Source organism: Sphingobacterium sp. JUb20 (genome assembly GCF_004342035.1).
GTDB classification, from domain to species: Bacteria; Bacteroidota; Bacteroidia; order Sphingobacteriales; family Sphingobacteriaceae; genus Sphingobacterium; species Sphingobacterium anhuiense.
In genome coordinates this window covers 458,724-484,755 of the sequence record NZ_SLYV01000002.1, presented here as the reverse complement: position 1 = coordinate 484,755, position 26,032 = coordinate 458,724, and the positions used below count along the sequence as shown (strand labels likewise).

At 36.4% G+C, this 26,032-nt stretch carries 21 protein-coding genes; 20 read left to right on the top strand and 1 reads right to left on the bottom strand.

What is annotated here, in order from left to right:
• Positions 1–309 precede the first annotated feature (309 nt).
• From atpD to EDF66_RS05170, 16 genes are all read left to right on the top strand, one after another.
• Complete coding sequence (gene atpD, locus EDF66_RS05245; RefSeq protein ID WP_132841076.1) at positions 310–1,812, top strand: F0F1 ATP synthase subunit beta; 1,503 nt, start codon at positions 310–312, stop codon at positions 1,810–1,812.
• A gap of 108 nt (positions 1,813–1,920) precedes the next feature.
• A complete protein-coding gene (gene atpC / locus EDF66_RS05240) occupies positions 1,921–2,169 on the top strand; it encodes an ATP synthase F1 subunit epsilon (RefSeq protein ID WP_132769200.1) in 249 nt (82 codons plus the stop codon).
• 890 nt (positions 2,170–3,059) lie between these two features.
• On the top strand, positions 3,060–3,950 hold the full coding sequence (gene ilvE / locus EDF66_RS05235; RefSeq protein ID WP_132841074.1) for a branched-chain-amino-acid transaminase: 891 nt from the start codon (positions 3,060–3,062) through the stop codon (positions 3,948–3,950).
• Entirely contained in the window at positions 3,934–5,634 is a 1,701-nt protein-coding gene (ilvD, locus tag EDF66_RS05230; RefSeq protein ID WP_132841073.1) for a dihydroxy-acid dehydratase, read from the top strand. Before ilvE ends, ilvD begins: the two co-directional genes overlap by 17 nt.
• A gap of 59 nt (positions 5,635–5,693) precedes the next feature.
• Positions 5,694–7,439: a biosynthetic-type acetolactate synthase large subunit gene (gene ilvB, locus EDF66_RS05225; protein WP_132841071.1), complete on the top strand. Its 1,746-nt coding sequence runs from the start codon at positions 5,694–5,696 to the stop codon at positions 7,437–7,439.
• A gap of 1 nt (position 7,440) precedes the next feature.
• Positions 7,441–8,031 carry an acetolactate synthase small subunit gene (gene ilvN / locus EDF66_RS05220; RefSeq protein WP_021191838.1) on the top strand — a complete coding sequence of 197 codons (591 nt, stop codon included), beginning with the start codon at positions 7,441–7,443 and terminating at the stop codon, positions 8,029–8,031.
• Between the two features lie 85 nt (positions 8,032–8,116).
• On the top strand, positions 8,117–8,593 hold the full coding sequence (locus tag EDF66_RS05215; protein WP_132841070.1) for a DinB family protein: 477 nt from the start codon (positions 8,117–8,119) through the stop codon (positions 8,591–8,593).
• A gap of 40 nt (positions 8,594–8,633) precedes the next feature.
• Positions 8,634–10,115, top strand: a complete 1,482-nt coding sequence (gene ilvC / locus EDF66_RS05210) for a ketol-acid reductoisomerase (protein ID WP_021191840.1) — start codon at positions 8,634–8,636, stop codon at positions 10,113–10,115.
• Between the two features lie 94 nt (positions 10,116–10,209).
• Complete coding sequence (gene leuC / locus EDF66_RS05205; protein ID WP_021191841.1) at positions 10,210–11,607, top strand: 3-isopropylmalate dehydratase large subunit; 1,398 nt, start codon at positions 10,210–10,212, stop codon at positions 11,605–11,607.
• A gap of 41 nt (positions 11,608–11,648) precedes the next feature.
• On the top strand, positions 11,649–12,470 hold the full coding sequence (locus EDF66_RS05200; protein ID WP_021191842.1) for a methyltransferase domain-containing protein: 822 nt from the start codon (positions 11,649–11,651) through the stop codon (positions 12,468–12,470).
• Between the two features lie 210 nt (positions 12,471–12,680).
• The gene (gene leuD / locus EDF66_RS05195; protein ID WP_132841068.1) at positions 12,681–13,265 is read left to right on the top strand and encodes a 3-isopropylmalate dehydratase small subunit; all 585 of its coding nucleotides are present in this window, start codon (positions 12,681–12,683) and stop codon (positions 13,263–13,265) included.
• Complete coding sequence (locus EDF66_RS05190) at positions 13,265–14,728, top strand: ATP-binding cassette domain-containing protein (RefSeq protein WP_207898468.1); 1,464 nt, start codon at positions 13,265–13,267, stop codon at positions 14,726–14,728. Before leuD ends, EDF66_RS05190 begins: the two co-directional genes overlap by 1 nt.
• 135 nt (positions 14,729–14,863) lie before the next feature.
• On the top strand, positions 14,864–15,937 hold the full coding sequence (gene leuB / locus EDF66_RS05185) for a 3-isopropylmalate dehydrogenase (protein ID WP_132769216.1): 1,074 nt from the start codon (positions 14,864–14,866) through the stop codon (positions 15,935–15,937).
• 35 nt (positions 15,938–15,972) lie between these two features.
• Positions 15,973–17,136 carry a 2-isopropylmalate synthase gene (locus EDF66_RS05180; RefSeq protein WP_021191844.1) on the top strand — a complete coding sequence of 388 codons (1,164 nt, stop codon included), beginning with the start codon at positions 15,973–15,975 and terminating at the stop codon, positions 17,134–17,136.
• 147 nt (positions 17,137–17,283) lie between these two features.
• A complete protein-coding gene (gene ilvA / locus EDF66_RS05175; protein WP_132841066.1) occupies positions 17,284–18,537 on the top strand; it encodes a threonine ammonia-lyase IlvA in 1,254 nt (417 codons plus the stop codon).
• Positions 18,538–18,788: 251 nt separating this feature from the next.
• Complete coding sequence (locus EDF66_RS05170; protein ID WP_132841064.1) at positions 18,789–19,307, top strand: DUF2911 domain-containing protein; 519 nt, start codon at positions 18,789–18,791, stop codon at positions 19,305–19,307.
• Positions 19,308–19,414: 107 nt separating this feature from the next.
• Here the strand turns inward: EDF66_RS05170 and EDF66_RS05165 are convergent, their stop codons facing one another.
• The gene (locus tag EDF66_RS05165) at positions 19,415–21,820 is read right to left on the bottom strand and encodes a prolyl oligopeptidase family serine peptidase (RefSeq protein ID WP_132841063.1); all 2,406 of its coding nucleotides are present in this window, start codon (positions 21,818–21,820) and stop codon (positions 19,415–19,417) included.
• A 366-nt stretch (positions 21,821–22,186) separates the two neighbouring features.
• Between EDF66_RS05165 and EDF66_RS05160 the strand changes: the two genes are divergently transcribed.
• From EDF66_RS05160 to nrdF, 4 genes are all read left to right on the top strand, one after another.
• Entirely contained in the window at positions 22,187–22,420 is a 234-nt protein-coding gene (locus EDF66_RS05160) for a thioredoxin family protein (protein WP_021191847.1), read from the top strand.
• 30 nt (positions 22,421–22,450) lie between these two features.
• Positions 22,451–22,858, top strand: a complete 408-nt coding sequence (nrdI, locus tag EDF66_RS05155) for a class Ib ribonucleoside-diphosphate reductase assembly flavoprotein NrdI (protein WP_132769222.1) — start codon at positions 22,451–22,453, stop codon at positions 22,856–22,858.
• Positions 22,818–24,923 carry a class 1b ribonucleoside-diphosphate reductase subunit alpha gene (gene nrdE / locus EDF66_RS05150; protein WP_132841062.1) on the top strand — a complete coding sequence of 702 codons (2,106 nt, stop codon included), beginning with the start codon at positions 22,818–22,820 and terminating at the stop codon, positions 24,921–24,923. Before nrdI ends, nrdE begins: the two co-directional genes overlap by 41 nt.
• Before the next feature lie 98 nt (positions 24,924–25,021).
• Positions 25,022–26,008, top strand: coding sequence for a class 1b ribonucleoside-diphosphate reductase subunit beta (nrdF, locus tag EDF66_RS05145; RefSeq protein ID WP_021191849.1), 987 nt, complete (start codon positions 25,022–25,024; stop codon positions 26,006–26,008).
• Positions 26,009–26,032: the final 24 nt, after the last annotated feature.

Genomic DNA, 26,032 nt, shown 5'->3' with positions numbered 1-26,032 from the left:
ATCATATCAGCTATCATGAATTGTCAAAAATAAAGATTTCTTGATCTCCTCAGGCTGTATAGCTAAAAATAAAAGATCCAGAAAAAATGCCATTAAGAAGCATAGACACGTATTATGGAGCCAAAGATGAATTTTTCAGCGAACCCAGTCAATTAGAATGAATAACAAATTGACATATTTAAATAAAAAAGAATTTAATTGAAATTTCTATTTGTTTTTCAGCGACAATAAGCTTATTTTTGCTGACCAAAAAGAGGCGGTTTTTATTGCCTTTATAAAATTGATTAATAAATATTTAGTCCCTATAATATGCCCAATATTGGTAAAATAGCGCAGATTATCGGCCCAGTGGTTGACGTCAACTTCGCCGACAATGAAAATCTACCTAGAATTTACGATGCCTTGATTATCGAAAGAGAAAATGGTCAGCGTGTCGTTTTAGAGGTTCAACAACACTTAGGTGAGGAACGTGTTCGTACAATTTCTATGGATGCAACCGAAGGTTTGGTTCGTGGAATGAAAGTTGTCGACACAGGTGCTCCAATCAAAATGCCTATTGGTGAAGAAATTAAAGGTCGTGTATTCAACGTTGTGGGTGATGCCATTGACGGGATCAAAAATTTAGATAAAACAAATGGTCGTTCGATCCATAATGTTCCACCTAAATTTGAAGATTTATCGACTGAAACTGAAGTACTTTTTACAGGTATTAAAGTAATCGATTTATTAGAGCCTTATTCTAAAGGTGGTAAAATTGGATTATTTGGTGGTGCCGGTGTAGGTAAAACTGTATTAATCCAAGAATTAATCAATAATATCGCAAAAGGACACGGTGGTTTATCTGTATTTGCTGGTGTTGGAGAACGTACACGTGAAGGTAATGACTTACTACGTGAGATGTTGGAATCAGGCATTATCAAATACGGTGAGCATTTCATGGAAGAGATGGAAAAAGGTCAATGGCCTTTAGATGCTATCGATACTGAATTAATGAAAGAATCAAAATGTACTTTCGTATTCGGTCAAATGAATGAGCCTCCAGGTGCGCGTGCACGTGTTGCTTTATCAGGTTTAACAATCGCTGAATATTTCCGTGATGGTGAAGAAGATGGTAAAGGTAAAGACGTATTATTCTTTATTGATAATATCTTCCGTTTTACACAAGCTGGTTCTGAAGTATCTGCTTTATTAGGCCGTATGCCTTCTGCAGTAGGTTACCAACCAACTTTGGCAACAGAGATGGGTTTAATGCAAGAGCGTATCACATCTACTAAAAATGGATCAATTACATCAGTTCAAGCGGTATATGTACCTGCCGATGATTTAACTGACCCTGCACCAGCGACAACATTCGCTCACTTAGATGCAACAACAGTATTGTCTCGTAAAATTGCTGAGTTAGGTATTTACCCTGCGGTAGATCCATTAGATTCGACATCTCGTATCTTAAGCCCTGCAGTTTTAGGTAACGAGCATTACGATACAGCACAGCGTGTTAAAGAAATCTTACAACGTTATAAAGAATTACAAGATATCATCGCTATCTTAGGTATGGATGAGTTATCTGAAGAAGATAAATTAACAGTACAGCGCGCACGTCGTGTTCAACGTTTCTTATCTCAACCTTTCCACGTTGCGGAGCAATTTACAGGTTTAAAAGGTGTATTAGTAGACATCAAAGATACAATCAAAGGATTCAACATGATTCTTGATGGTGCAGTTGATGAATATCCTGAAGCAGCTTTCAACTTAGTAGGTAGCATCGAAGAAGCAATCGAAAAAGGTAAAAAATTATTAGCTGAAGCAGTTTAATTAGATATTAGACATTAGATATGAGGTAATGCAGACGCTATTATCTCATATCTATTTGAAGACCTCAAGTTCTCAAATTTCAAATCTCAAATCTTATATCTAAAAATAATGAAATTATCTATAATCACTCCAGACAAAATAGTATTTGAAGGTGATGCAACTGCGGTAACTGTTCCAGGAACTTCAGGATCTTTTCAAATATTGAAAGATCACGCGGCTATCATTTCGACTTTGGAAGACGGAAAAGTAATTGTTCAGCAAGGTAAAGACGAGCAGATCTTAAACATCAAAGGTGGTGTTGTAGAAGCTAAGAATAATGTCGTTACCATTTTGGCCGAAGGAATTATTGAAGCATAATCATCATACGATGATCTCAAAAGCCTCTTATTAAAAAATAAGAGGCTTTTATTTTTTCAACACATTCTAAACAAATTGTTGAAAAAATAATATAAAACCTGAAAATGATTTCCCTCTTAACATGTCAATAGAATAGTCGCATATCCTTCAACCTAAAATAAACATCATTTGTCCACAATGTGGATAAGTTGACAAAATAGTGCATATGCATCAAGATTAGTTTTTCTCCTTATACTAAGACAAGAAAATCATCTCATACAAACACTTTAGAAGACTCTTAAATTCCATCATAATAAGAACGTTCTGACCCATTCTTGACATTTCCCTACACAGATCCACAAGACACATCAATCTAACACCAAGCAATCTGAAAGCTAGCAACAATTTGTTTAAAAACTAGGTAACTTATCGGTTCCCATTTCCCCAGTTTTTACAACCTCTCCCCCATCATCCCATTTAAAATTTTTCCCACATATTGTTCATTAACAATAGTCTCATGAATCAAAAAAAACGGAGGATAACTTCAAAGAAATAATACTCAAAAAAATAAAAAGAATAAGGAATTATCAATTTTTAAGAAGAATTTGAGGTCAAAATGAAAAAAAAGTTTTTGAGCCAAGTAGACCGATTTTAAATACGGTCTACTTACTGCATTCTAAAATATCACTAATATTGAAAATATAAAAATTTAATTTTGCAAAAAACAAATAATCAAAATTATATACTTAATCAAAAAAGTTAGATAAGGCTATTGCCAATTATTTTTATTCGGAGTAACTTAAAGAAATAATTTCAGCAGTAAAGTTTACGCTTAAATTACATTTACCCAAGGGAAACAAAAACAGGTCATTTTCTAATTATTACTAATAGGGAGGGTAGATAACAAGGTTATGAAATATTACGACGAGAACACATTAATTTACTTAGACGGATCGTACGTCAAAGCTTTTGCTACAGGTCTTGACCTGTATACTCAAGCTTTGCATTATGGATATGGTGCGTTTGAGGGTCTTAGGGCATATAACACCCACAATGGACCTCGTATTTTTAAAGCACTGGAACACTTTGAGCGTCTAGAGAAGTCATGTGATGCAATCAATATACCATATACATGGGATAATAGGGAGTTGATTGACCGTGCTTATGAATTATTATCCATCAACAATCTACGTTCAGCCTACATTCGTCCATTGGTATTCTCTGGATCCAACATGCACCTCACTTCATCAACTGAAGCTCGGATCATGATGGCTGCATGGGAATGGGGACCTTATTTAGGACAAAATCTATTAAAGGTTGAAATATCGGATATTCAGCGACCAAGTTCGAAAGCATTTCCGATTTCCTCAAAAATATCAGGCCAATACATCAACTCCATTTTAGCAAGCAGTAAAGCAATAAAAAATGGATATGACGAAGCACTGTTGTTAGATCAGGATGGTTATGTAGCACAAGCATCAAGTGAAAACTTATTTATTGAAAAAGATTTCAAACTGTATACACCGCCTATTCAGAATATTTTTCCTGGCATAACCCGAAAAAACGTCATTCTGATCTGTAAAAAATTAGGAATTGAATTAATTGAGAAAAGGTTGACAGTCCAAGATATCCACGAAGCAGATTCAGCTTTTCTATCAGGAACGGCAGCAGAAATAATAGGAATAAAACAAGTCGATCACATTATTTATAAAGAAGATTGGGAGCATACAATAGGTGCTTCTATACAAAGACGATATAAAAATTTAGTATTAGAGAACGAGAACTATGAAGTCATCATCTGATAAAGAACAAATCTTGAATAAATACAGCCGTACATTCACACAAGACGAAACACAACCCGCAGCAAAAGCAATGCTATATGGTATTGGTCTTACAGATGCGGACATGGAAAAAGCTCAAGTAGGTATTGCGAGTATGGGTTATGATGGAAATACCTGTAACATGCATTTAAATGATCTTGCGCAAGTTGTTAAAAAGGGCGTATGGGCAAGTGATTTAGTTGGTTTAACCTTCGGAACAATTGGGGTCAGTGATGGTATGAGTAATGGTACAGAAGGTATGCGTTATTCATTAGTCAGTAGAGATGTCATAGCAGATAGCATTGAGACAATCTGTGGTGGGCAATATTATGATGGATTGATTGCAATACCTGGATGTGATAAAAATATGCCTGGTGCTGTAATCGCAATGGGCCGTTTAGATCGCCCAGCAATAATGGTTTACGGTGGAACAATTGCACCCGGTCATTATAAAGGAGAAGATCTAAATATTGTTTCCGCATTTGAGGCTTTAGGGCAAAAAATATGTGGTAATATTTCCGACGAAGATTACGATGGTGTAATCCGTAATACATGTCCCGGAGCAGGTGCCTGCGGAGGAATGTACACAGCCAATACAATGGCCGCTGCCATCGAAGCATTAGGAATGAGCTTACCTTATTCATCATCCAATCCTGCCGTATCACAAGATAAAAAAGATGAATGTTTAGAAGCTGGTAAATATATCCGCATCTTATTAGAAAAAGATATTAAACCTTCAGATATCATGACACGCAAAGCATTTGAAAATGCCATCCGTGCGATCATCATACTAGGAGGAAGTACAAATGCCGTATTACACTTTATTGCAATTGGTAAATCAGTAGGTGTAGATATCACACAGGATGATTTCCAACGTATGTCGGATGAAACACCGGTTTTAGCTGATTTTAAACCATCAGGTAAATACTTAATGCAAGATTTACATCAATACGGTGGAATCCCTGCAGTTTTAAAATATTTATTAAACGAGGGATTACTACATGGTGACTGTTTGACTGTAACAGGAAAAACATTAGCTGAGAATTTAGCAGATGTGAAATCCGTAATAGATTATGATCAAAAGATCATTCATAAACTAGCCGATCCTATTAAAGCAAATGGCCATTTACAGATTCTATATGGAAACTTAGCCGAGAAAGGTTCTGTCGCAAAAATTTCAGGAAAAGAAGGAGAGAAATTTGTCGGGCCCGCACGTGTATTTGATGGAGAGCAAGATTTAATCGCAGGGATTTCTTCAGGTCGTGTCAAAAAAGGAGATGTAGTGGTGATCAAAAACGAGGGACCAGTTGGAGCACCTGGAATGCCAGAGATGCTAAAACCTACTTCAGCTATTATTGGTGCAGGATTAGGAAAATCTGTCGCATTAATCACAGACGGAAGATTCTCTGGAGGTACGCATGGTTTTGTCGTGGGACACATTACCCCTGAAGCGTATAAAGGAGGTTTGATCGGATTAGTAGAAGATGAAGATATCATTGAAATCGACTCGGTCAACAATACACTAAACTTAAAAGTCGACGAAGCAACAATTGCTGCTAGACGTGCAAGATGGAAACAACCAGCATTGAAAGTAACAAAAGGAGTCCTTTACAAATATGCCAAAACTGTTGCTGACGCTTCAGAAGGCTGTGTAACAGACTTATAAAAGCAAGACCGAATAATCAACACAAACAAAAGAATTACAAATCGAATAAATTGAAAATAATGAGTACGCTGGAAAAAACTGAAAGCAAGGAATGTACAAAGCAACCTCAACCCGTTAGTCAATTAACAGGTTCGCAGGCGGTATTAGAAGCCTTACTATGTGAAGGTGTTGATACCGTATTTGGATATCCTGGAGGAGCGATCATGCCGATCTATGATGCATTATATGATTATAATGAAAAATTAACTCATATTTTGGTCCGTCACGAGCAAGGTGGTATCCATGCTGCACAAGGGTATGCAAGAACCTCTGGCCGCCCTGGTGTTGTATTTGCAACTTCTGGTCCTGGAGCAACAAATTTAGTTACTGGTTTAGCCGATGCTATGATCGATAGCAACCCTATCGTCTGCGTCACTGGACAGGTATTCGCAAGTTTATTGGGTACAGACGCCTTTCAAGAAACAGACGTTATTAATATTACCGCTCCTGTCACAAAATGGAGTTACCAAGTAACAGAAGCATCCGAAATTCCGATGGCATTAGCAAAAGCATTTCATATCGCTAGTACAGGTCGACCTGGCCCCGTATTGATCGATATTACGAAAAATGCACAAATGGAATTATTCGATTATCAAGGTTATGAAAAATGTACGCACATCCGCTCGTACCGTCCATCTCCTATTGTAAGAAAAGAGTATGTACAGGAAGCTGCTGCTCTAATCAATAGTGCACAAAAACCATTTATCTTATTTGGTCAAGGTATTATTTTAGGTAAAGCTGAGCAGGAGTTTAAAGATTTCTTAGAAAAATCAGGCATACCTGCTGCAGCCACAGTAATGGGCCTTAGTGCACTCGAAACAGATCATCCACAACATGTTGGTATGCTTGGAATGCATGGTAACTATGCACCTAATGTGATGACTAACGAATGTGATGTTTTAATCGCTATCGGTATGCGTTTTGATGACCGTGTAACAGGACGTCTTGACAAATATGCAAAACAGGCAAAAGTAGTACATTTAGATATTGACCCTGCCGAAATTGACAAAAATGTTCAAACAACAGTTCCTGTTTGGGGAGATTGTAAAGAAACTTTACCGCAACTGACTGAATTGATCGACAAAAAAGAACATACCGATTGGTTAGAACAGTTCAGAACCTTAGAAAAAGAAGAAATTAAAGAGGTCATCCAAAATGAGCTTCATCCAACAGGTGATGTACTAACAATGGGCGAAGTGATCAATCTTTTAAATGAACTGACTGAGGGAAATGCGATTATCACGACCGATGTTGGACAACATCAAATGGTAGCATGCCGTTATGCAAAATTCAATCAATCAAAATCTAATGTTACTTCAGGAGGATTAGGAACCATGGGATTTGGTCTACCTGCAGCAATAGGTGCCTGGTATGGCGCACCACATCGCGATGTTATTGCTATTATTGGCGATGGGGGATTCCAGATGACACTCCAAGAATTGGGTACTATCATGCAATTTGGTGCTAAAGTAAAAATCCTGATTCTAAACAATCAATTCTTAGGAATGGTTCGCCAATGGCAACAGCTTTTCAATGAAAAACGCTATTCTTTCGTGAATATTACTAGTCCAGATTTTGTTGCTTTAGCAAAATCATACTATATAGAGGGACAAAAAGTTTCAGAAAGAGATCAGTTGAAAACAGCTTTAAAAACCATGTTGGAACACGATAGCGCCTACCTTTTAGAAGTAATGGTTGGAAAAGAAAACAATGTGTTCCCAATGGTTGCACAGGGAACTAGTGTTTCAGAAATTAGATTGAAGTAAAATGGAAAAACAAGAATATACAATCACGATTTATACAGAAAATTCTATCGGCATGATCGGTAGAATATCAACCATATTCTCAAGAAGAAAAATTAATATCGAAAGTTTAAACACTTCTCCTTCCGAAGTAGAAGGGATTCATCGCTTTACGATTTTAATTACTGAAATAGAAGAAGTAGTACGCAAATTATGCCGTCAAATCGAAAAACAGGTAGAAGTACTCAAAGCATACTACAATACTAACGATGAAGTAATCTGGCAAGAACAGGCTTTATACAAAGTTCCAACAGAAGTCATTACAGAAAAGGTGTACGTAGAAAGACTGTTACGTCAATATGGCGCATCTGCAGTTGTTATCCGCAAAGACTACACCGTCTTCGAAACCGCTGGTCATCGTGAGGAAATTGATAAGTTAACAGAAGAGTTGACCAAGTATAATTTAATCGAATTTGTACGTGGTGCACGTATCGCTATCATTAAAGAAAGTGCTGGATTTCATGCTAAATTAAAAGAATTTGAACGCAGAGAACCTTCTGAAGATGTCGTTGAAAACGAATATCTCGAAAAAGGAGATGATGTTTTCACCATGTAATGGCAACATTTCTTAACTTTCAAAAATGAGGCAATGTCCTGTAAAATCATTGCCTCATTAAAAATTTCGATTAAAAAAGTAAAAAATGACACAACACATATTTGAATTTATTATCAGTAGCCGTAAAGGATTTGTAAGATTACTAGATGATTTGACATTAGACGAATTAAATCTTATACCGGAAGGATTCAATAATAATATCTTCTGGAATTTTGCGCATATCGTCGTTTCAACACAAACGTTGAGTTATGTTCGCACCGGTATCTTAGCAGATACGTCATCAGTAAAGTACAATGAAGACTATAAAAAAGATACTAAACCGACACGTAACGTGACACAGGAAGAAGTAGATGAATTGAAAGCATTAGCGCTAACAACCATCGATCAGATTCAAAGCGACTATGAGAAAGGTATTTTTACGACTATCACTCCTTACGCTACAGCAACCTATGGTGCTGAGATGAAAACAATCGAAGAAGTACTAATCGCAACCCTATCGCACGACAATTTGCATTGGGGATATGCCTTAGCACAACGCAAAGCAATTAGAAACAGTAAATAAAATAATCAACAAACCATCAATAAAGAAATTAACAACAACAATGGCAAATTATTTCAACACACTACCACTTAGAGATCAATTACATCAATTAGGTCAAGCAGATTTTATGGACAACAGTCAATTCGCTGACGGTGTAGATGCTTTAAAGGGTAAAAAAATCGTAATCGTAGGCTGTGGTGCACAAGGTTTAAACCAAGGTCTAAATTTGAGAGATAGTGGTTTAGACGTATCATATACTTTACGTAAAGAAGCTATTGAGCAAAAAAGAGATTCTTGGAAAAATGCTACAGATAACAATTTTACAGTAGGAACTTATGAAGAATTAATTCCTACTGCAGATCTAGTAATTAACTTAACACCAGATAAACAACATACTGCTGTGATCAATGCTGTAATGCCATTAATGAAAGAAGGTGCTACATTGTCCTATTCACACGGTTTCAACATCGTAGAAGAAGGCATGCAAATCCGTAAAGACATTACTGTTATCATGGTAGCACCTAAATGTCCAGGATCTGAAGTACGTGCTGAATATGTACGTGGTTTTGGTGTTCCTACTTTAATTGCTGTTCACCCAGAAAACGATCCACAAGGAAAAGGATGGGCTGAAGCAAAAGCATATTGTGTAGGTACAGGTGGTCACAGAGCTGGTGTATTGAAATCATCATTTGTTGCTGAAGTAAAATCTGATTTAATGGGCGAGCAAACCATCCTATGTGGTTTATTGCAAACAGGTTCTATTTTATCGTTCGATAAAATGGTTGAACAAGGAATTGACGCTGGATATGCATCTAAACTAGTTCAATATGGTGTGGAAGTTATTACTGAAGCATTAAAGCACGGTGGTGTAAGTGGTATGATGGATCGTTTAAGCAATCCTGCTAAAATCAAAGCTTTTGAATTATCAGAAGAATTGAAAGATATCATGCGTCCGCTATTCCAAAAACACCAAGATGACATTATCTCTGGCGAATTCAGTAAAACGATGATGGAAGACTGGGCTAACGGTGATGCAAATCTATTAAAATGGAGAGCTGAAACTGGTGAGACAGCATTTGAAAAAACTCCTGCAGGTGATGTGAAAATTGCAGAGCAAGAGTACTTTGACAACTATACTTTGATGGTTGCTTTCATCAGAGCTGGTGTTGAATTAGCTTTCGAAACTATGGTTGAAGCAGGAATTAAACCAGAATCAGCTTACTACGAATCATTGCACGAAACTCCTTTAATCGCGAATACAATCGCTCGTAAAAAATTATTTGAAATGAACCGTGTTATTTCAGATACAGCAGAATATGGCTGTTATTTATTTGATCAAGCTTGTAAACCATTATTAGCTGATTTCATGAAAACAGTACAAACTGATTTAGTAGGTAAAAACTATAATGCTGGTAAAGACGCTTCAGTAGATAACGCTCAGTTAGTGGAAATTAATGATATTTTACGTAATCATGAAGTCGAAATTGTAGGTCGTAAATTACGTCAAGCAATGACTGCAATGAAAGCTATAAAAACTGTTTAAATTTTCGTAATTTAGACTGCAAAAATTCGGTTGTTTTTAGGAAGTTCCAAAAAAACAACCGAATTAAATTGAAAAATTAACATTAGAGAAGAAAATGTCAAAAACATTAGTAGAAAAAATTTGGGATGCGCATGTCGTCAAACGTGAAGAAGGATTTCCAGATATTATTTATATAGACACCCACCTTATCCATGAGGTAACTTCCCCACAAGCATTCGATGGTCTGCGCAAAAGAGGTTTACCGGTATTTCGTCCCAACCAAACTGTTGCCACGGCAGATCATAATGTCCCCACTTTAAATCAGCACCTTCCCATCAAAGAAGAATTATCACGCTACCAAGTTGATATGTTGACTAAAAACTGTGCTGAATTCGGTATTAACCTATATGGTTTAGGTCACCCCTACCAAGGTATTGTACACGTGATTGGGCCAGAATTAGGGATTACATTACCAGGTAAAACTATGGTATGTGGAGATAGTCATACCTCAACACACGGTGCATTTGGTGCTATTGCTTTTGGAATAGGCACTTCTCAAGTGGAACAAGTTTTTGCAACACAATGCTTACTGCAACAAAAACCAAAAACGATGAAAATCGAAGTAAATGGTGATTTGCAAAAAGGAGTAGGCGCAAAAGATATTATCTTATACATCATTGCAAAAATCTCTGCAGCAGGTGGTACAGGCTATTTTATTGAATACGCTGGTTCGGCAATCCGTTCATTAAGTATGGAAGCTAGAATGACCATTTGTAATATGAGTATTGAAATGGGAGCTCGTGGAGGCTTAATTGCTCCCGATCAAACTACTTTCGATTATGTAAAAGGACGTGAATTCGCTCCTAAAGGAGAGGAATGGGATAAAGCATTAGCATATTGGAAAACATTATATTCTGATGATGACGCACAATTTGATGCTGTATTAGAATTTGATGCAGCAGATATCGCACCGATGATCACCTATGGTACTAATCCAGGAATGGGCATGGGCATTACAGAAAGCATTCCAGCTACACAGTCACAACCTGAATCAGAACAACCATCTTATCAAAAAGCACTCAACTATATGGGCTTTGCTGATGATGCTCCAATTTTAGGAAAACCAGTAGATTATGTCTTTATTGGAAGCTGTACAAACTCCCGTATCGAAGATTTACGTGAAGTTGCTGCATTTGTTCAAGGAAAACAAAAAGCAGAACAAGTAGAAGTTTGGATCGTTCCCGGCTCAAAACAAGTTGAAAAACAGGCAATCGAAGAAGGATTAGATAAAATTTTCGAAGCGGCAGGATTTCAATTACGTGAACCAGGCTGTTCAGCATGTCTAGGCATGAATGAAGATAAAATTCCTGCAGGAAAATACTGTGTTTCGACATCAAATAGAAATTTTGAAGGACGTCAAGGACCTGATGCCCGCACGATGCTGGTATCACCTTTAACTGCTGCAGCGGCAGCTGTAACAGGTAAAATTACCGATGTTAGGGAGTTGATATAATCTAATTGCTAATAGTAGCTGTTCTTAAATAACTTTTACAAATGTGCCAAATTTGTCAGACAGTCGCAGTCACCGAAAATAAAGTGATTCAACGTGAAGAGCAAAGTGCAAACGCAATCTTTAATCAAAGAACGTTGGAAAAAGATTATCATACATTGAAATCTGCTCTAAAACCAGGATTAAGAGTTTTGGATATCGGTTGTGGAACAGGTGCGATCACAAAAGATATCGCAGCCATAGTCGGCCCATCAGGTGCTGTTGTTGGAATTGATAATACAGAGTCTTTTATTACGGAAGGAAAAAATCTATTTGGTAGTATCCAGAATCTAGAATTGATTCATTGTGATTTACTAGATTTTGACAGCATCGAAAAATTTGACCTGATCGTTTCAGCACGTACTTTTCAATGGATTTCAACACTTGATAAAGCGATTGATAAATTGAAAACGTTATTAAAACCCAATGGGCAAGTATCGATATTAGATTATAATCATGAAGCCATCGATTGGACTCCAAAAATACCCAGAAGTATGGAACATTATTATCACATGTTTTTGATGTGGCGAAATGACGCTGGTATGAACAATAGGATCGGATACGATCTGGATGACATTTTTGAAGAACATGGTTTTGGTCAAATCGAAGTCTTTAACGCCGATGAACATTATGAGCGCAACAACCCATTACACCTAGACAAATTAAAAATATGGTCGCAGGTAGCCAACTCAAAACAAATGGTAGAAGAAGGATATGTGAGCGATCAAGAACGTTTAGATGCTATTAAAGATTACAACAATTGGGCTGATAATTTAGCCGTCAGCATGACTATGAAGCTTAGAGAAGTTAGAGCAGTTTTAAAATAAAACATTGCACTGACAGCAACATAACACGAAAAATATCAAGAGCTTGAAACAGCTCACATATAAAGTGAAACGAGTTCATTGATACAGTTAAAAACAGACACTCGTAAATAATTATTTAGATGAAACCATCATGAGGCAAAAGTGGCTCAAAAAAGAGATAGATACTCTTCTCATGATAGCTTCATCACCATTAAATAACAAATTATTTAGATGAAAAAATTTGAAACAATAACAACAACGGTAGTTCCTTTACCGATTGAAAATATAGATACCGATCAGATTATCCCAGCACGCTTTTTAAAAGCTACTACACGGGATGGATTTGGTGACAATTTATTCCGCGACTGGCGTTATGATAGCGACAATCAACCCAAGTCTGATTTTGTAATGAACAACCCTACTTATGCAGGAAAAGTTCTTGTAGCAGGTAAAAACTTTGGCTGTGGTTCCAGTCGTGAGCATGCCGCTTGGGCTATCCAGGATTATGGTTTTGATGTTGTGATCAGTAGTTTCTTCGCAGATATCTTCAAAGGCAATGCCTTGAATAATGGCGTATTGCCGATTCAGGTAACAGACGAGTTTTTAGAAACTATTTTTGATACCGTATTTAAAAACCCGAACACAGAAATTATCGTGGATCTAGAAAATCAAACCGTTACATTATCTGAAACAGGTGCACAACAATCTTTTGAAATTAATCCTTACAAAAAATCATGTCTTATTAACGGATATGATGATATTGATTTCATCCTAAATAACAAAAGTGCAATCGAAACTTTCGAACAAACAAGATAATGATAGAACCTGTCGTCCATATTGCCAATTTAACTGTCCAGCACCAATATCATGTGGTACTGCAGGACTTGAATTGGCAAATTGAACCAGGTCAGCACTGGTTAATCGGTGGTAGAAGCGGTACGGGAAAGACTACTTTGGCACAAGCAATTGCAGGCCATATTCCATACAGTGGACTTTTAAAAATTAACTTTAACAGCAGCTCCCCTCTTCCTGCAGAAGTTTTATATGTTTCAAATTGGTATCAATTCACCAATTTAGAAGGCGATAAAAACTTCTATTACCAGCAACGTTACAACAAACATCAAACCAACGATACGTTAACAGTACAGGCCGAATTTCTACATTTTGCAAAAGAAAAACATTTGCAATTTGAAGAGGTAAAACCATACTTCCAAACTTTTGGGTTTGAAGATGTTCAAAACACACAGCTTATAGAATTGTCAAGTGGTGAACATAAAAAACTGCAGTTAATTAAAGCGTTATGGCTAAAGCCACAAGTACTGATTATTGACCAACCCTATACAGGTCTGGATCGTCAATCTCGCCAAGAACTTAATCAAGCGTTCGATGATTTAGCACACGCTGGAGTGACTTTGATATTAATCAGTAATGATCAAACAGTGCCAACCTGTATCAATCATTTTGCAGAAATACAAGGAGGTCAGTTACTTGAAGTTTCTTCACAAGCAGCATTCTCAAGAGAAAAAGAGCGCGCAAGAAAACCACTTCCACATTTTTTACAGAAATCTCCACGTATTACTTCCCAAACCATGGTAAAAATGTCCAATGTGGATGTAAGGTATGGTGAAAAAGAGGTACTAAAAAAAATTAGTTGGGAAGTAAAAGCAGGTGAAAAATGGTTATTGCAGGGGCATAATGGATCTGGAAAGTCTACGTTATTAAGTTTAATCAATGGAGATCACCCTCAGGCCTATGCCAATGATATTGTTCTTTTCGGTAAACAAAGAGGATCTGGAGAAAGTATATGGGACATCAAAGCTCATTTAGGAATTATTTCACCTGAAATGCATTGGTACTTTGATCAGTCAGCGAAAGTTTGGCAAAGTGTTGCTTCAGGTTTTTTTGATTCCGTTGGACTATTCCGTAATCTCAGCTTTGAAAACCAACAATTCCTCGATCAAGTATTGGATTTCTTTGATTTGAAAGAAGATAAAAATAAATTATTAAATACACTACCCTTAGGCAAACAACGTTTAGCTTTGCTAGCAAGAACAGTGATTAAGAATCCTGAATTATTAATTTTGGACGAACCCTGCCAGGGTCTTGATTACGAACAAACACAACATTTCAATGCAGTTGTAGATGAACTATGCACCTATGGAAAAACATTAATTTATGTTGGCCATTTTGAGACACAGCTACCAACATGCCTTGAAAAGAAAATCATATTAGAAAAAGGAATGGTTAAAACCATTGAAGATATTTTACAGTACGCATAACAGGAAACTATCATGCCCACGCTACTCACAACATACAGTAGATATGCGCATGATAGTTTCATCATAAAACATAAAAACGAGTGAAATGGAGTCGATTATCCAATTGAAAAACATACACTCAAAATAATTAATCTGATGAAAAAAAATATACTCGTTATTCCTGGTGACGGAATAGGACAAGAAGTAACTATTTGGGGTAAAAAAGTTCTAGAAAAAATCGGACAAAAATATGGTCATGAATTCAGTTTTGATGAAGCGATCATGGGTCACGTTGCTATTGAAGCTACCGGAAACCCATTGCCAGATGAAACCTTAGAGAAAGCAAAATCAAGTGATGCAATCCTATTCGGTGCCATTGGACATGCTAAATACGATAATGATCCATCTGCTAAAGTACGTCCGGAACAAGGATTATTAAAAATCCGTAAAGAATTAGGTCTTTATGCAAACTTACGTCCCATCTTGTTATTTGATGAACTATTAGACGCATCTAGCCTAAAACCAGAAGTATTAAAAGGAACAGATATCCTTTTCTTCCGCGAGTTAACAGGAGACGTATACTTCGGTGAGAAAAATCGTTCTGAAGATAATAATTTCGCTTCAGATCTAATGAATTATAACCGCTATGAAGTAGAACGTATAGCACGTAAAGCTTATGAAGCTGCCCGTACACGTTCTAAGAAATTATGTTCGGTAGATAAAGCAAACGTATTAGAAACATCCCGTCTTTGGAGAGAAGTCGTGCAAGAGATTGCAACAGAATATCCAGATGTCGAAACTGAACATATGTTTATTGACAATGCTGCGATGCAATTGGTGAAAAATCCAAAGAAATTTGATGTGGTACTAACCGCCAACTTATTTGGTGACATTTTAACAGACGAAGCTTCACAGATTGCTGGTTCTATGGGCATGCTAGCTTCTGCATCTATTGGTGACGGTACAGGTTTTTTTGAACCTATCCATGGTTCAGCGCACGATATTGCAGGACAGAATAAAGCCAATCCATTGGCATCGATTTTATCTGTTGCATTAATGTTAGATATTAGTTTTGGTTTACAAGCAGAAGCTAAAGAAGTAACGGAAGCAGTTGCAGCAACATTAAAAGCTGGCTGGAGAACAGGTGATATTGCAAATGTAAATACACCTGCAGACAAAATATTAGGCACACAAGAAATGGGTGCTAAAGTATTAGAATTTATTAAATAGACTGAACAGAGTTTCTAAATTATAAACATAAAGCTATGTTACACGATCCAAATCATCTATACATCTTCGATACCACTCTTCGCGATGGCGAACAGGTACCAGGATGTCAATTAACCACTCCTGAAAAAATCGACATTGCAAAAGATTTGGAGAAACTGGGTGTCGATGTTATTGAGGCTGGTTTCCCAGTTTCTAGTCCCGGAGATTTTCAATCGGTTGTTGAATTATCCAAGGCCGTAAATGATGTTATTATCTGTGCTTTGACACGTGCCAATGAAAATGATATTAAAGTTGCTGCAGAAGCCTTAAAATATGCAAAAAGACCACGTATACATACGGGTATCGGAGCTTCTGATATGCATATCAAGTATAAATTCAACTCCACACGCGAAGAAATATTAGATCGCGCTGTTGCGGCAGTAAAATATGCAAAATCGCATGTTGAAGATGTAGAGTTTTACGCAGAAGATGCCGGCCGCGCTGATTTAGTTTACTTAGCGCAAATGGTCGAAGCAGTTATTGCCGCAGGTGCTACTGTTGTCAACATTCCAGATACGAACGGTTACTGTTTACCTGATCAATATGGCGCTAAAATAAAGTTTTTGAAAGAAAATGTTAAAAACATTGATCAAGCGATTATTTCTGCACATTGCCATAATGATTTAGGATTAGCAACAGCAAATTCCATTGCTGCAATCCAAAATGGTGCACGTCAGGTAGAATGTACCATCAATGGTATCGGCGAACGTGCTGGAAATACCTCTTTGGAAGAAGTGGCTATGATTCTAAAAGTTCATAATCAGTCTTTCGGTAACCTAACTTCAAATATTGACAGCAAGATGTTCACTTACCTTTCACGTAAAGTAAGTGAAATGATGAATATGCCAGTACAACCTAATAAAGCAATTGTTGGGCGTAATGCCTTCGCGCACAGCTCCGGTATTCATCAAGATGGTTTCTTAAAACACCGTGAGACTTATGAAATTATTCGTCCCGAAGATGTGGGATTAGAAGAAGCAGGTATTATCTTAACCGCTCGTTCCGGTCGTCATGCTTTAAAGCATCACTTAGAACGTCTCGGTTACACCTTAGAAAAAGAAGCCCTTGCAGAAACATATGAGCGCTTCCTAATTCTAGCAGATGCCAAAAAAGATATTTGCGACGATGATCTCAGAAGTTTATTCGCAGAAAGCGTTTAATAACACAAAAACTTATTAAAACGTCATTTTGACAAAGAATAAATTTGCAAGTAAAAAGTCAAAAAACTTATTTACTTTTATTCTAAGTCGAAATGACGTTTTTTTATTTGAATAAAAAAAACAATCACCTAATCATAATAGAACAAAATGAGTTTAGATTTTTCTAATTTACAAATCGACTCAGAAAGCACTTACCATCGTATCAAGGACGTCGTCAATCGCACAGCTTTGCAATACAACACTTATCTTTCTGAGAAATATGGCGCAGATGTCTATCTGAAACGAGAAGACCTGCAAATCGTTAGATCATACAAATTAAGAGGAGCATATAATAAAATAATTTCACTGAGCCAAGAAGAGCAGCAGCGTGGTGTCGTTTGTGCAAGTGCTGGCAATCATGCACAGGGAGTTGCCTTCTCTTGTAAAAAGCTCGATATTAAAGGTGTTATTTTTATGCCCGGCCCAACACCAAAACAAAAAATAACACAAACAGAAATGTGGGGCAATGGCAATATCGAAATTATATTGACCGGAGATACTTTTGATGACTGTCAGAAAGCGGCTCGCATTTATACTGAAGAAAATAACATGACCTTCATTCCTCCTTTTGATGATCCAAAGGTTATTGAAGGACAGGGAACAGTAGCCGTAGAAATCTTACAAGACTTACCAGATGTTAATGCTGTTTTTATTCCAATCGGTGGTGGTGGACTTTCTGCAGGAACGAGCTACTATTTAAAAAACAAAAATCTCAATATCAAATGCTATGGTGTAGAGCCACAAGGAGCAGCTTCTATGCAGGCAGCATTTACAGCGGGAAAACCTGTCGAACTCGAGAAGATCAATAAATTTGTCGATGGTGCTGCTGTTCAAAAAGTTGGAGACCTTACATTCGAGATCAGCCGCGAATATTTAGATGATATCCGATCGATCCCAGAAGGAAAAATCTGTACCTGCATATTAGAGCTATATAATAAAGATGCAATCGTCGTAGAACCTGCCGGAGCGCTTTCGGTAGCGGCATTAGAGTTTCATAAAGATGAAATAAAAGGAAAAAAAGTTGTCTGTATTATTTCAGGAGGCAATAATGATATCAACCGTATGAGTGAAATCCAAGAATTATCACTCTTATATGAAGGATATAAACATTACTTTATTGTACGTTTCCCAAATCGCCCAGGAGCTTTAAAACTATTCGTATCCGAGGTATTAAGCCCCAAAGATGATATTACCCGTTTCGAATTTATCAAAAAAACCGAACGCGAGCGTGGTCCAGCCTTGATTGGTATCGAACTAAACAACCCGGCAGATTACCAATCGTTGTTACAAAGAATGACGGAAAACAAATTTGAATATATCGAATTAAATAAAGATCAAACCTTATTTGAATACCTCGTTTAAGTGCTTAATGAGAAAAAATAAAAGGGGAATATGCAAAACACATATTCCCCTTTTTGTATTAAAATTTATTTATAGCCTTCTCCAAGTACAACTATTCCTCATTTATACCAAAACTTTACCATACGATCTACCTATGGATCAACAAAACTAAAATTGTGGTATCGATATCTCTAAATACAAGAAATTAATTTAAAAAGCTTACTATCAATTTTTTACTTTAAATTTTTATGTATATTTAATTAAAAAATATTATGAAAACAACAGCTATCTTATTTATGTTAACGATCATTTGTACCACTGTATTTGGACAAACTGATAAAACCAAGAGACCTAGCCCACCTGATAGTGTTAAAGTCACTACTAGTGATGGTGTAAACATTGATGTAAACTACAGCCGTCCATCTTTAAAAGGTAGACAAATTGGTGTTGATATTGTCAAAGTTGGAGAAATATGGCGTACGGGTGCAAATGAAGCAACAACAGTAGCATTTGATAAAGACGTCCTTATTGAAGGTAAAAAATTAACAAAAGGAAAATATAGCTTATATACTATTCCCGGTGAACAAGAAACAATTGTTATTTTCAATAAAACATGGAATCAATGGGGAACAAAATATGATCAAGCACAAGATGCATTACGCGTAAATGTTAGAAATTCAACAAGCACTACACCACAGGAACAATTTAAAATTGATGTGGATAAATCTGGTAAAATTGCATTAATATGGGGCGATCATTTACTACCAGTACAAGTCAAAGCTGCACGCTAATTAAGAATTTCAAAAGAGATCAAACTGTAAAATAACATTTGACATGCGTTAAAAACGCATAAGTATTAAAAAAGCCAGATAATTTTTATCTGGCTTTTTACTAAGGGTTATTTGTTTTTTAGATATTTTTCTAAAAACTTATCCTGTTCCCACAATAGGTGGAAAATATTCTCCTTTGCAACATAACCATGTGCCTCACGCGGTAAAATAACCATACGAACAGGAGCTCCAAGATTTTTCAATGCTTGGAAATAACGCTCCGTCTGTAATGTAAAGGTACCCGGATTATTATCTGCCCCCCCATGTACAAGTAATAAAGGAGTTTTCATCTTATCAGCACTTACAAATGGAGACATGGTCATATACAGTTGTGGGTCATCCCAAAAGTTACGTTGTTCGCTTTGAAATCCAAAAGGAGTTAACGTACGATTATAAGCACCAGATCTTGCTATTCCGGCAGCAAATAAATTTGAATTAGATAAAAGATGTGCGGTCATAAAAGCACCGTAAGAATGTCCTCCAACAGCCACTTTCTTTCTATCAATATAGCCTAAACTATCGACCGCATCGATTGCCGCTGCACCATTCGCAACAAGCTGTTCAATAAAAGTATCATTTGGTTCCTGAGTACCCTCGCCAACAATTGGGAATGCGGCATTATCCAATACGGCATACCCTTTAGACACCCAATAAATAAATGATCCATAACTCGGATAGGTAAATTCTTTCGGGTTTGCAGTACTTTGGCCAGCTGTATTTTTATCTTTATATTCTCTTGGATAAGCCCAGATCAACAAAGGAAGTTTTTCCTTATTCTTAAAATCGTAACCTGCAGGCAGGTATAACGTACCTGAAAGATCAACACCATCTTTACGTTTATAATTCAAGATCTCTTTGTGTACTTTTTCTAAATTAGTAAATGGATTTTCCAACTGTGTCAATGCCTTTTGTTTTCCTGTTTTAATATTCTTTTTGAAATAATTTGGGAACATCGAAGCAGATTGCAGAGAAACCATCATGTCTCCCGTTTTCGGATCAATAAGCTGAATAATACGTTCTTGAAGATCTGATTTTTTAGCGGTGTAAAGTCTTTTTTTCTTTAAACTCTTTAGATCCAGCTCATCCACAAAAGGAAATTCCCCTTCCTTTGTAAATCCCTTCCCTATTAAAAACACTTTATCATTTTGAATTGACATCGGATACGTTCCAAAGTTATTACGTGCCTTAAACACATCCCCAGGATCATTGTAGATATCTTGGCTATTGCGGTCATTAATCAATTTTGACGCTCCAGAACTTGGATTAATCAAAAATGTTTTCACATTACGGGTATCATACCATTGCGAACTGACCATTGCATATTCATCATTTCCCCAGATGACACCAGCAAAGCGATCTTTGGTTTTGGTGATCAATTTAGGGGATGAGGTAAAAGGAAAGTCCAATGTATATAAAGCATCACGGAATTCAACATTCTTCCCAGGATCACCACCGTCCAAAGCCTCAACATAGGCTAAAGTTGCCGGTTTATCATCTCTCCAATGCAAATTCCGACGGCCTGTACGTGTAGCAGAAAAACCCTTAGGCATAACTTCTATCAAAGGAACATCATTCACCTTCGTAATTAATTTCCCTGTCAGGTCGTAAATAGCTGTTTCCTGGGGAAATCTAGAATAAGGTACAATATAAGAATAAGGCTTTTTAATCGTATTCACTAAAATATATTCGCCATTTGGAGAAAAAGAGGTCCCGGCAAAAATTGCTTTATCACTAAACTTTTGAACTGCACCTTCTAGATCTACAATTTGTAATTCAGACTGAACCAATGTTTCAAAATTAGTCTCATCCTGTGGATTTTTCAACAAATCCTGATATGTTCTCAATTGCGACACCTGTCCATCACTTGTCGAAACAACTGGTCCGGTCGGCAAATCTTTTGTTTGGTCAATTAATTTTATTCTATTTACTGGTAGTGTTGAAATCAACAAACGTTCAGAATTACGGAACCATTTATAAGGTGCATCTAATAACGTATTCAACACATATGATGTCAATTGTTTGACCTGCAATGATTTTAAATCTAATATAAATAAAGCCGTACCGGTAGTATTTGTATTGGTAAAAGCTAATTTCGTATTATCTGGTGAAAACGTTAAATTTGCCAATGAAGGATTAGCAGGCATGCCTCTAAAATCTGTAATCTCCTTATCATCAGCAATTTTCTTTAAAGAAAATTTATTAAAGAAGGTTTCTGCACTTTCAACATTTGTTGCCGGATTGATACGAAGACCGGCCAGCTTCATCTCTTCCTGCCCCAATTCTGCCAAAGACTTATAAGTAGGTCGATATAAAAATAAGATCCAATTATGATCATTTGATATTCGTATCTGTGGAGGGCGTATAAAATCAGCTAAGGCTAAAATTTCGGAAGAAGGTTTTTGGAAAGTGACATTCTCTTGAGCGGAGGCTTCCAGAGATAATAAAAATAGTAAACCGCAAAGTAATTTTTTCATATATATATTTTAATATAATAAGCTGTCAAAATATAGTAAATAATTAGATTAAACCAAGAAAGTGTAGTCACTTTATGACATAAATATTAGACTAAAAAAACATTCTTAAAATACAGATATTTTCTATCTTCTAAAGTTATCAACATTAAATTAATATTGATAACCAAGCGAATACAAATATTCCGCATGCGCAAAGCCCTATATCGATCATTTTTTTCCACCAATGTGGAAAAGTCAAATTACAGCTTCAAATTAAATTTATGATATTTGTTAGAGTTGGGAAATTAGGCTTCTCAAACTTGTTAAAATCATTCAACTCAACTCGCCTTCTTTTAGGAAGCGCGATTTTTAAATTTAAGTATAATCATGGCAAGAATCATCAAATTCGAGAAAAACGATTGTGCACCTTGTGCGCAAGTATCTGCATATCTAGATCAAAAAGGTATCAAATATGAGTCTATCAACCCATTTGACCAACCAGATTTAGCTGCAAAATTTAAAGTTCGCACAGTTCCGACCGTAATCGTTTTGGAAAATGACGAAATTCAACACCGTATCATTGGATTTAAGCCTGAAGAATTAGGAGCGATCGCATTATAATAATAATCTGGTATCAAATTTTTATAATCCATGATACATATTTATTACGATAGCAAAACTGGAAATGTGCAACGTTTTATGGACAAGCTTACCCAAATCACAGGCTGGCATGCTCATAAAATAACCGCAGATCTTATTGCTGAAGAATCGGGGCATCTCGTAACGTTCACAACTAATTTCGGACAAATGCCCGAAACGACCCGCATATTTATGACAGCAAACGCGTCTAAAATATATTCGGTCACTTCGAGCGGGAACCGCAACTGGGGACAGAACTTTGGACTTGCCGCGGATAAAATTTCAGCTGACTTTGACATCCCATTGGCTTTCAAATTTGAATTGTCTGGTACAATGGAGGATATTAACCAATTTATTGACATCATAAAGAACAACTGCGATGGTAGCAAACGAGGTAGCAAAAAACTGGATATTGCTTAACAACGAAATCATGATTAAACATGATGACGAGTTTAGCTTACATAAAGATAAAGAGGCCGTACGTGCCTATTTTTTAGAGTATGTAAATAAGAACACGGTGTTCTTTTATACTTTAAAAGAAAAAATCGATTACTTAATTGAGCAAAATTACTATATCAATTTCTACGAATGGTTTACATACGAAGAAATGGAAACGGTCTATAATTTTGTTTTCGCAAAAAAATTCCGCTTTGCCTCTTTCATGGCTGCGTTTAAATTTTTCCAAAGCTATGCGTTAAGAGACGATTCTGGAGAAAAGTTCTTAGAACGTTATGAAGACCGTGTCGTAGCAGTAGCTTTATTTTTAGCGCGTCACGAAGGTGTAGAAAAAGCAATTGCTTATGCCGAATTATTCATCAATCAAGAATATCAACCAGCAACACCAACATTCTTAAATGCAGGTAAAAAACGTTCTGGAGAATTGGTTTCTTGTTTCTTAGATGAAATTGGTGACAATTTAAATGGTATCGGCTATGCGGTTGATTCAGCAATGAAATTATCTTCCATCGGAGGCGGAGTTTCATTCAATATCTCGAAAATTCGTGCTCGTGGCGAAGCCATCAAAGGAGTTGAAGGTCGCGCAGGAGGTGTTCTTCCAATCATGAAAATCATGGAAGATACTTTCTCATATGCCAACCAACTGGGTCAGCGTCCTGGTGCTGGAGCTGTATACTTAAACATTTTTCATGCTGACATTGAAGAGTTCTTAGACTGTAAAAAAATCAATGTGGATGAGAAAGTACGTATCAAATCCCTTTCTATAGGTATCATTATTCCTGATAAATTCATGGAATTAGCTGAAAAAGATGAAGCCTGTTACTTAATATATCCACATACTGTGATGCTGGAATACGGCATTCCATTGGATGAAATGGATATGGACAAGATGTACGAAGAGTTGATTACCAATCCGAATATCAAGAAAAAGAAAATCAACGCCCGTCACATGTTAGTAAAGGTTGCACAGACACAAAAAGAGTCCGGCTATCCTTATATCTTCTACAAAGAAAACACCAACCGTGCTCATGCATTGAATGGCATTGGTAAAGTAAAATTCTCAAACTTATGTACTGAGATCATGCAGGTGTCTGAAGTTTCAGAAATAAATATCTACGGAGAAGAAGATCAAATCAAATATGGTATCTCGTGTAACTTAGGTTCCTTGAATATTGCTACCGTAATGGATAATAAGCGTGTTAAAGAATCTGTTAAATTAGCAATGCGTGCTTTAACAATGGTATCTGATGTAACAGATATCAAAATGGTTCCTTCTATCGCCAAAGCAAATAAAGAATTACATTCAGTAGGACTTGGAGCTATGAATCTACATGGTTATTTAGCGAAAAGCTTTATTATGTACGAATCGGAGGAAGCATTAGACTTTGCCAATGCATTCTTTATGATGATGAACTTCTACTCTTTGGAAGCATCGATGGAAATCGCACGTGACCGTCAAAGAACATTTGTAGGATTTGAAAAGTCAGCTTATGCAGATGGATCATATTTCAACACATATACAGAACGCGATTATTTGCCAAAAACAGATAAGGTTAAAGAATTATTTGAAGGAGTACATATTCCAACAATTGAAGATTGGGAAAAATTGAAAGCAGAAGTTCAAGAGCACGGTATTTATCATGCTTATCGTTTGGCTATTGCACCGAACCAATCTACATCTTATATCATGAACGCAACCGCTTCTGTTATGCCGATTGTGGATATCATCGAAGTTCGCGAATATGGAGATAGTACAACCTATTACCCAATGCCTTATTTGACAAATGATAATTACTTCTACTTCAAATCGGCATACGACATGGATCAATTCAAGGTACTTAAATTAGTATCTGTAATCCAACGTCACATTGATCAAGGAGTAAGTACTATTTTACATACAAATTCTAAAGATAATACACGTGATCTATCTAGATACTACATTTATGCACATAAATTAGGATTAAAATCATTGTATTATACGCGTACACGTAAGTCATCTATTGAAGATTGTGTTTCTTGTTCAGCATAAACTTCATTTAAAATAAAACCCATAAGCTATTCAAAAGTTATTAAAACTTTTGAATAGCGCTATTAACATATACATTCAATAATTCTCGCTGTAAAATAATGAGTAAACAATATACTGCTGTAAACTGGAATACGCCAGATAATGATTATGCCTTGATGTTTTGGGAGCAAAATATTAGACAATTCTGGATTGATACCGAATATATCCCTTCAAAAGATATTGATAGTTGGAAAGGATTAAGCTGGGAAATGAAAGAATGCTACAAAAAAGCATTGGGCGGATTGACTTTGTTAGATACTTTACAGAGCCATACAGGAATGCCAAAAATCATCGAACATACAGAATCGTTACAAAATAAGGCTGTATTATCGTATATGTGTATGATGGAGGCGATCCACGCAAAATCATATTCGACTATTTTTACAACGGTATCTACTACAAACGAAATCAATGATATTTTTGGTTGGGTTGAACAAAATAAATTTTTGCAATTCAAAGCATCCACCATTGACTCTTATTACCATGTATTAGACAAAAAGAATCCAACAAATGAAGAATTATTTATGACACTGGCAGCTTCAGTGCTTCTTGAGTCATTTCTATTTTATTCAGGTTTCTTCTTACCATTGTGGTTATGTGGTCAAGGACAAATGGTTGCTTCAGCAGATATCATCAAAAAAATTATTGCCGATGAGTCTATCCACGGTGTTTTCGTTGGATTAATGGCACAAGAAGTCTTCAAAAAACTAAAAAATCAAGAAGAAGTGAAACAGAAATTCATCAATTTATTGAACGAATTGTTCGATAACGAGATGAAATATACAGAGGAAATCTATACCGAAGTTGGTTTAACAGCAGAGGTAAAAGAATATGTTCGTTACAACGGTAATAAGGCATTAATGAATCTTGGATTTGATCCGATCTTTGAAGTGAAGCAGGTGAACCCAATTGTTTTAAATGGCCTAAATACAGAAACAACGCAACATGACTTCTTCTCGAAGAAATCAACAAACTACGAAAAATCAATGGAAATCGTACACTTGAAAGATGACGATTTTAAAATGGATGCTACGGTCAACGTATAACTATCTAAATTCCATTATAGCGAT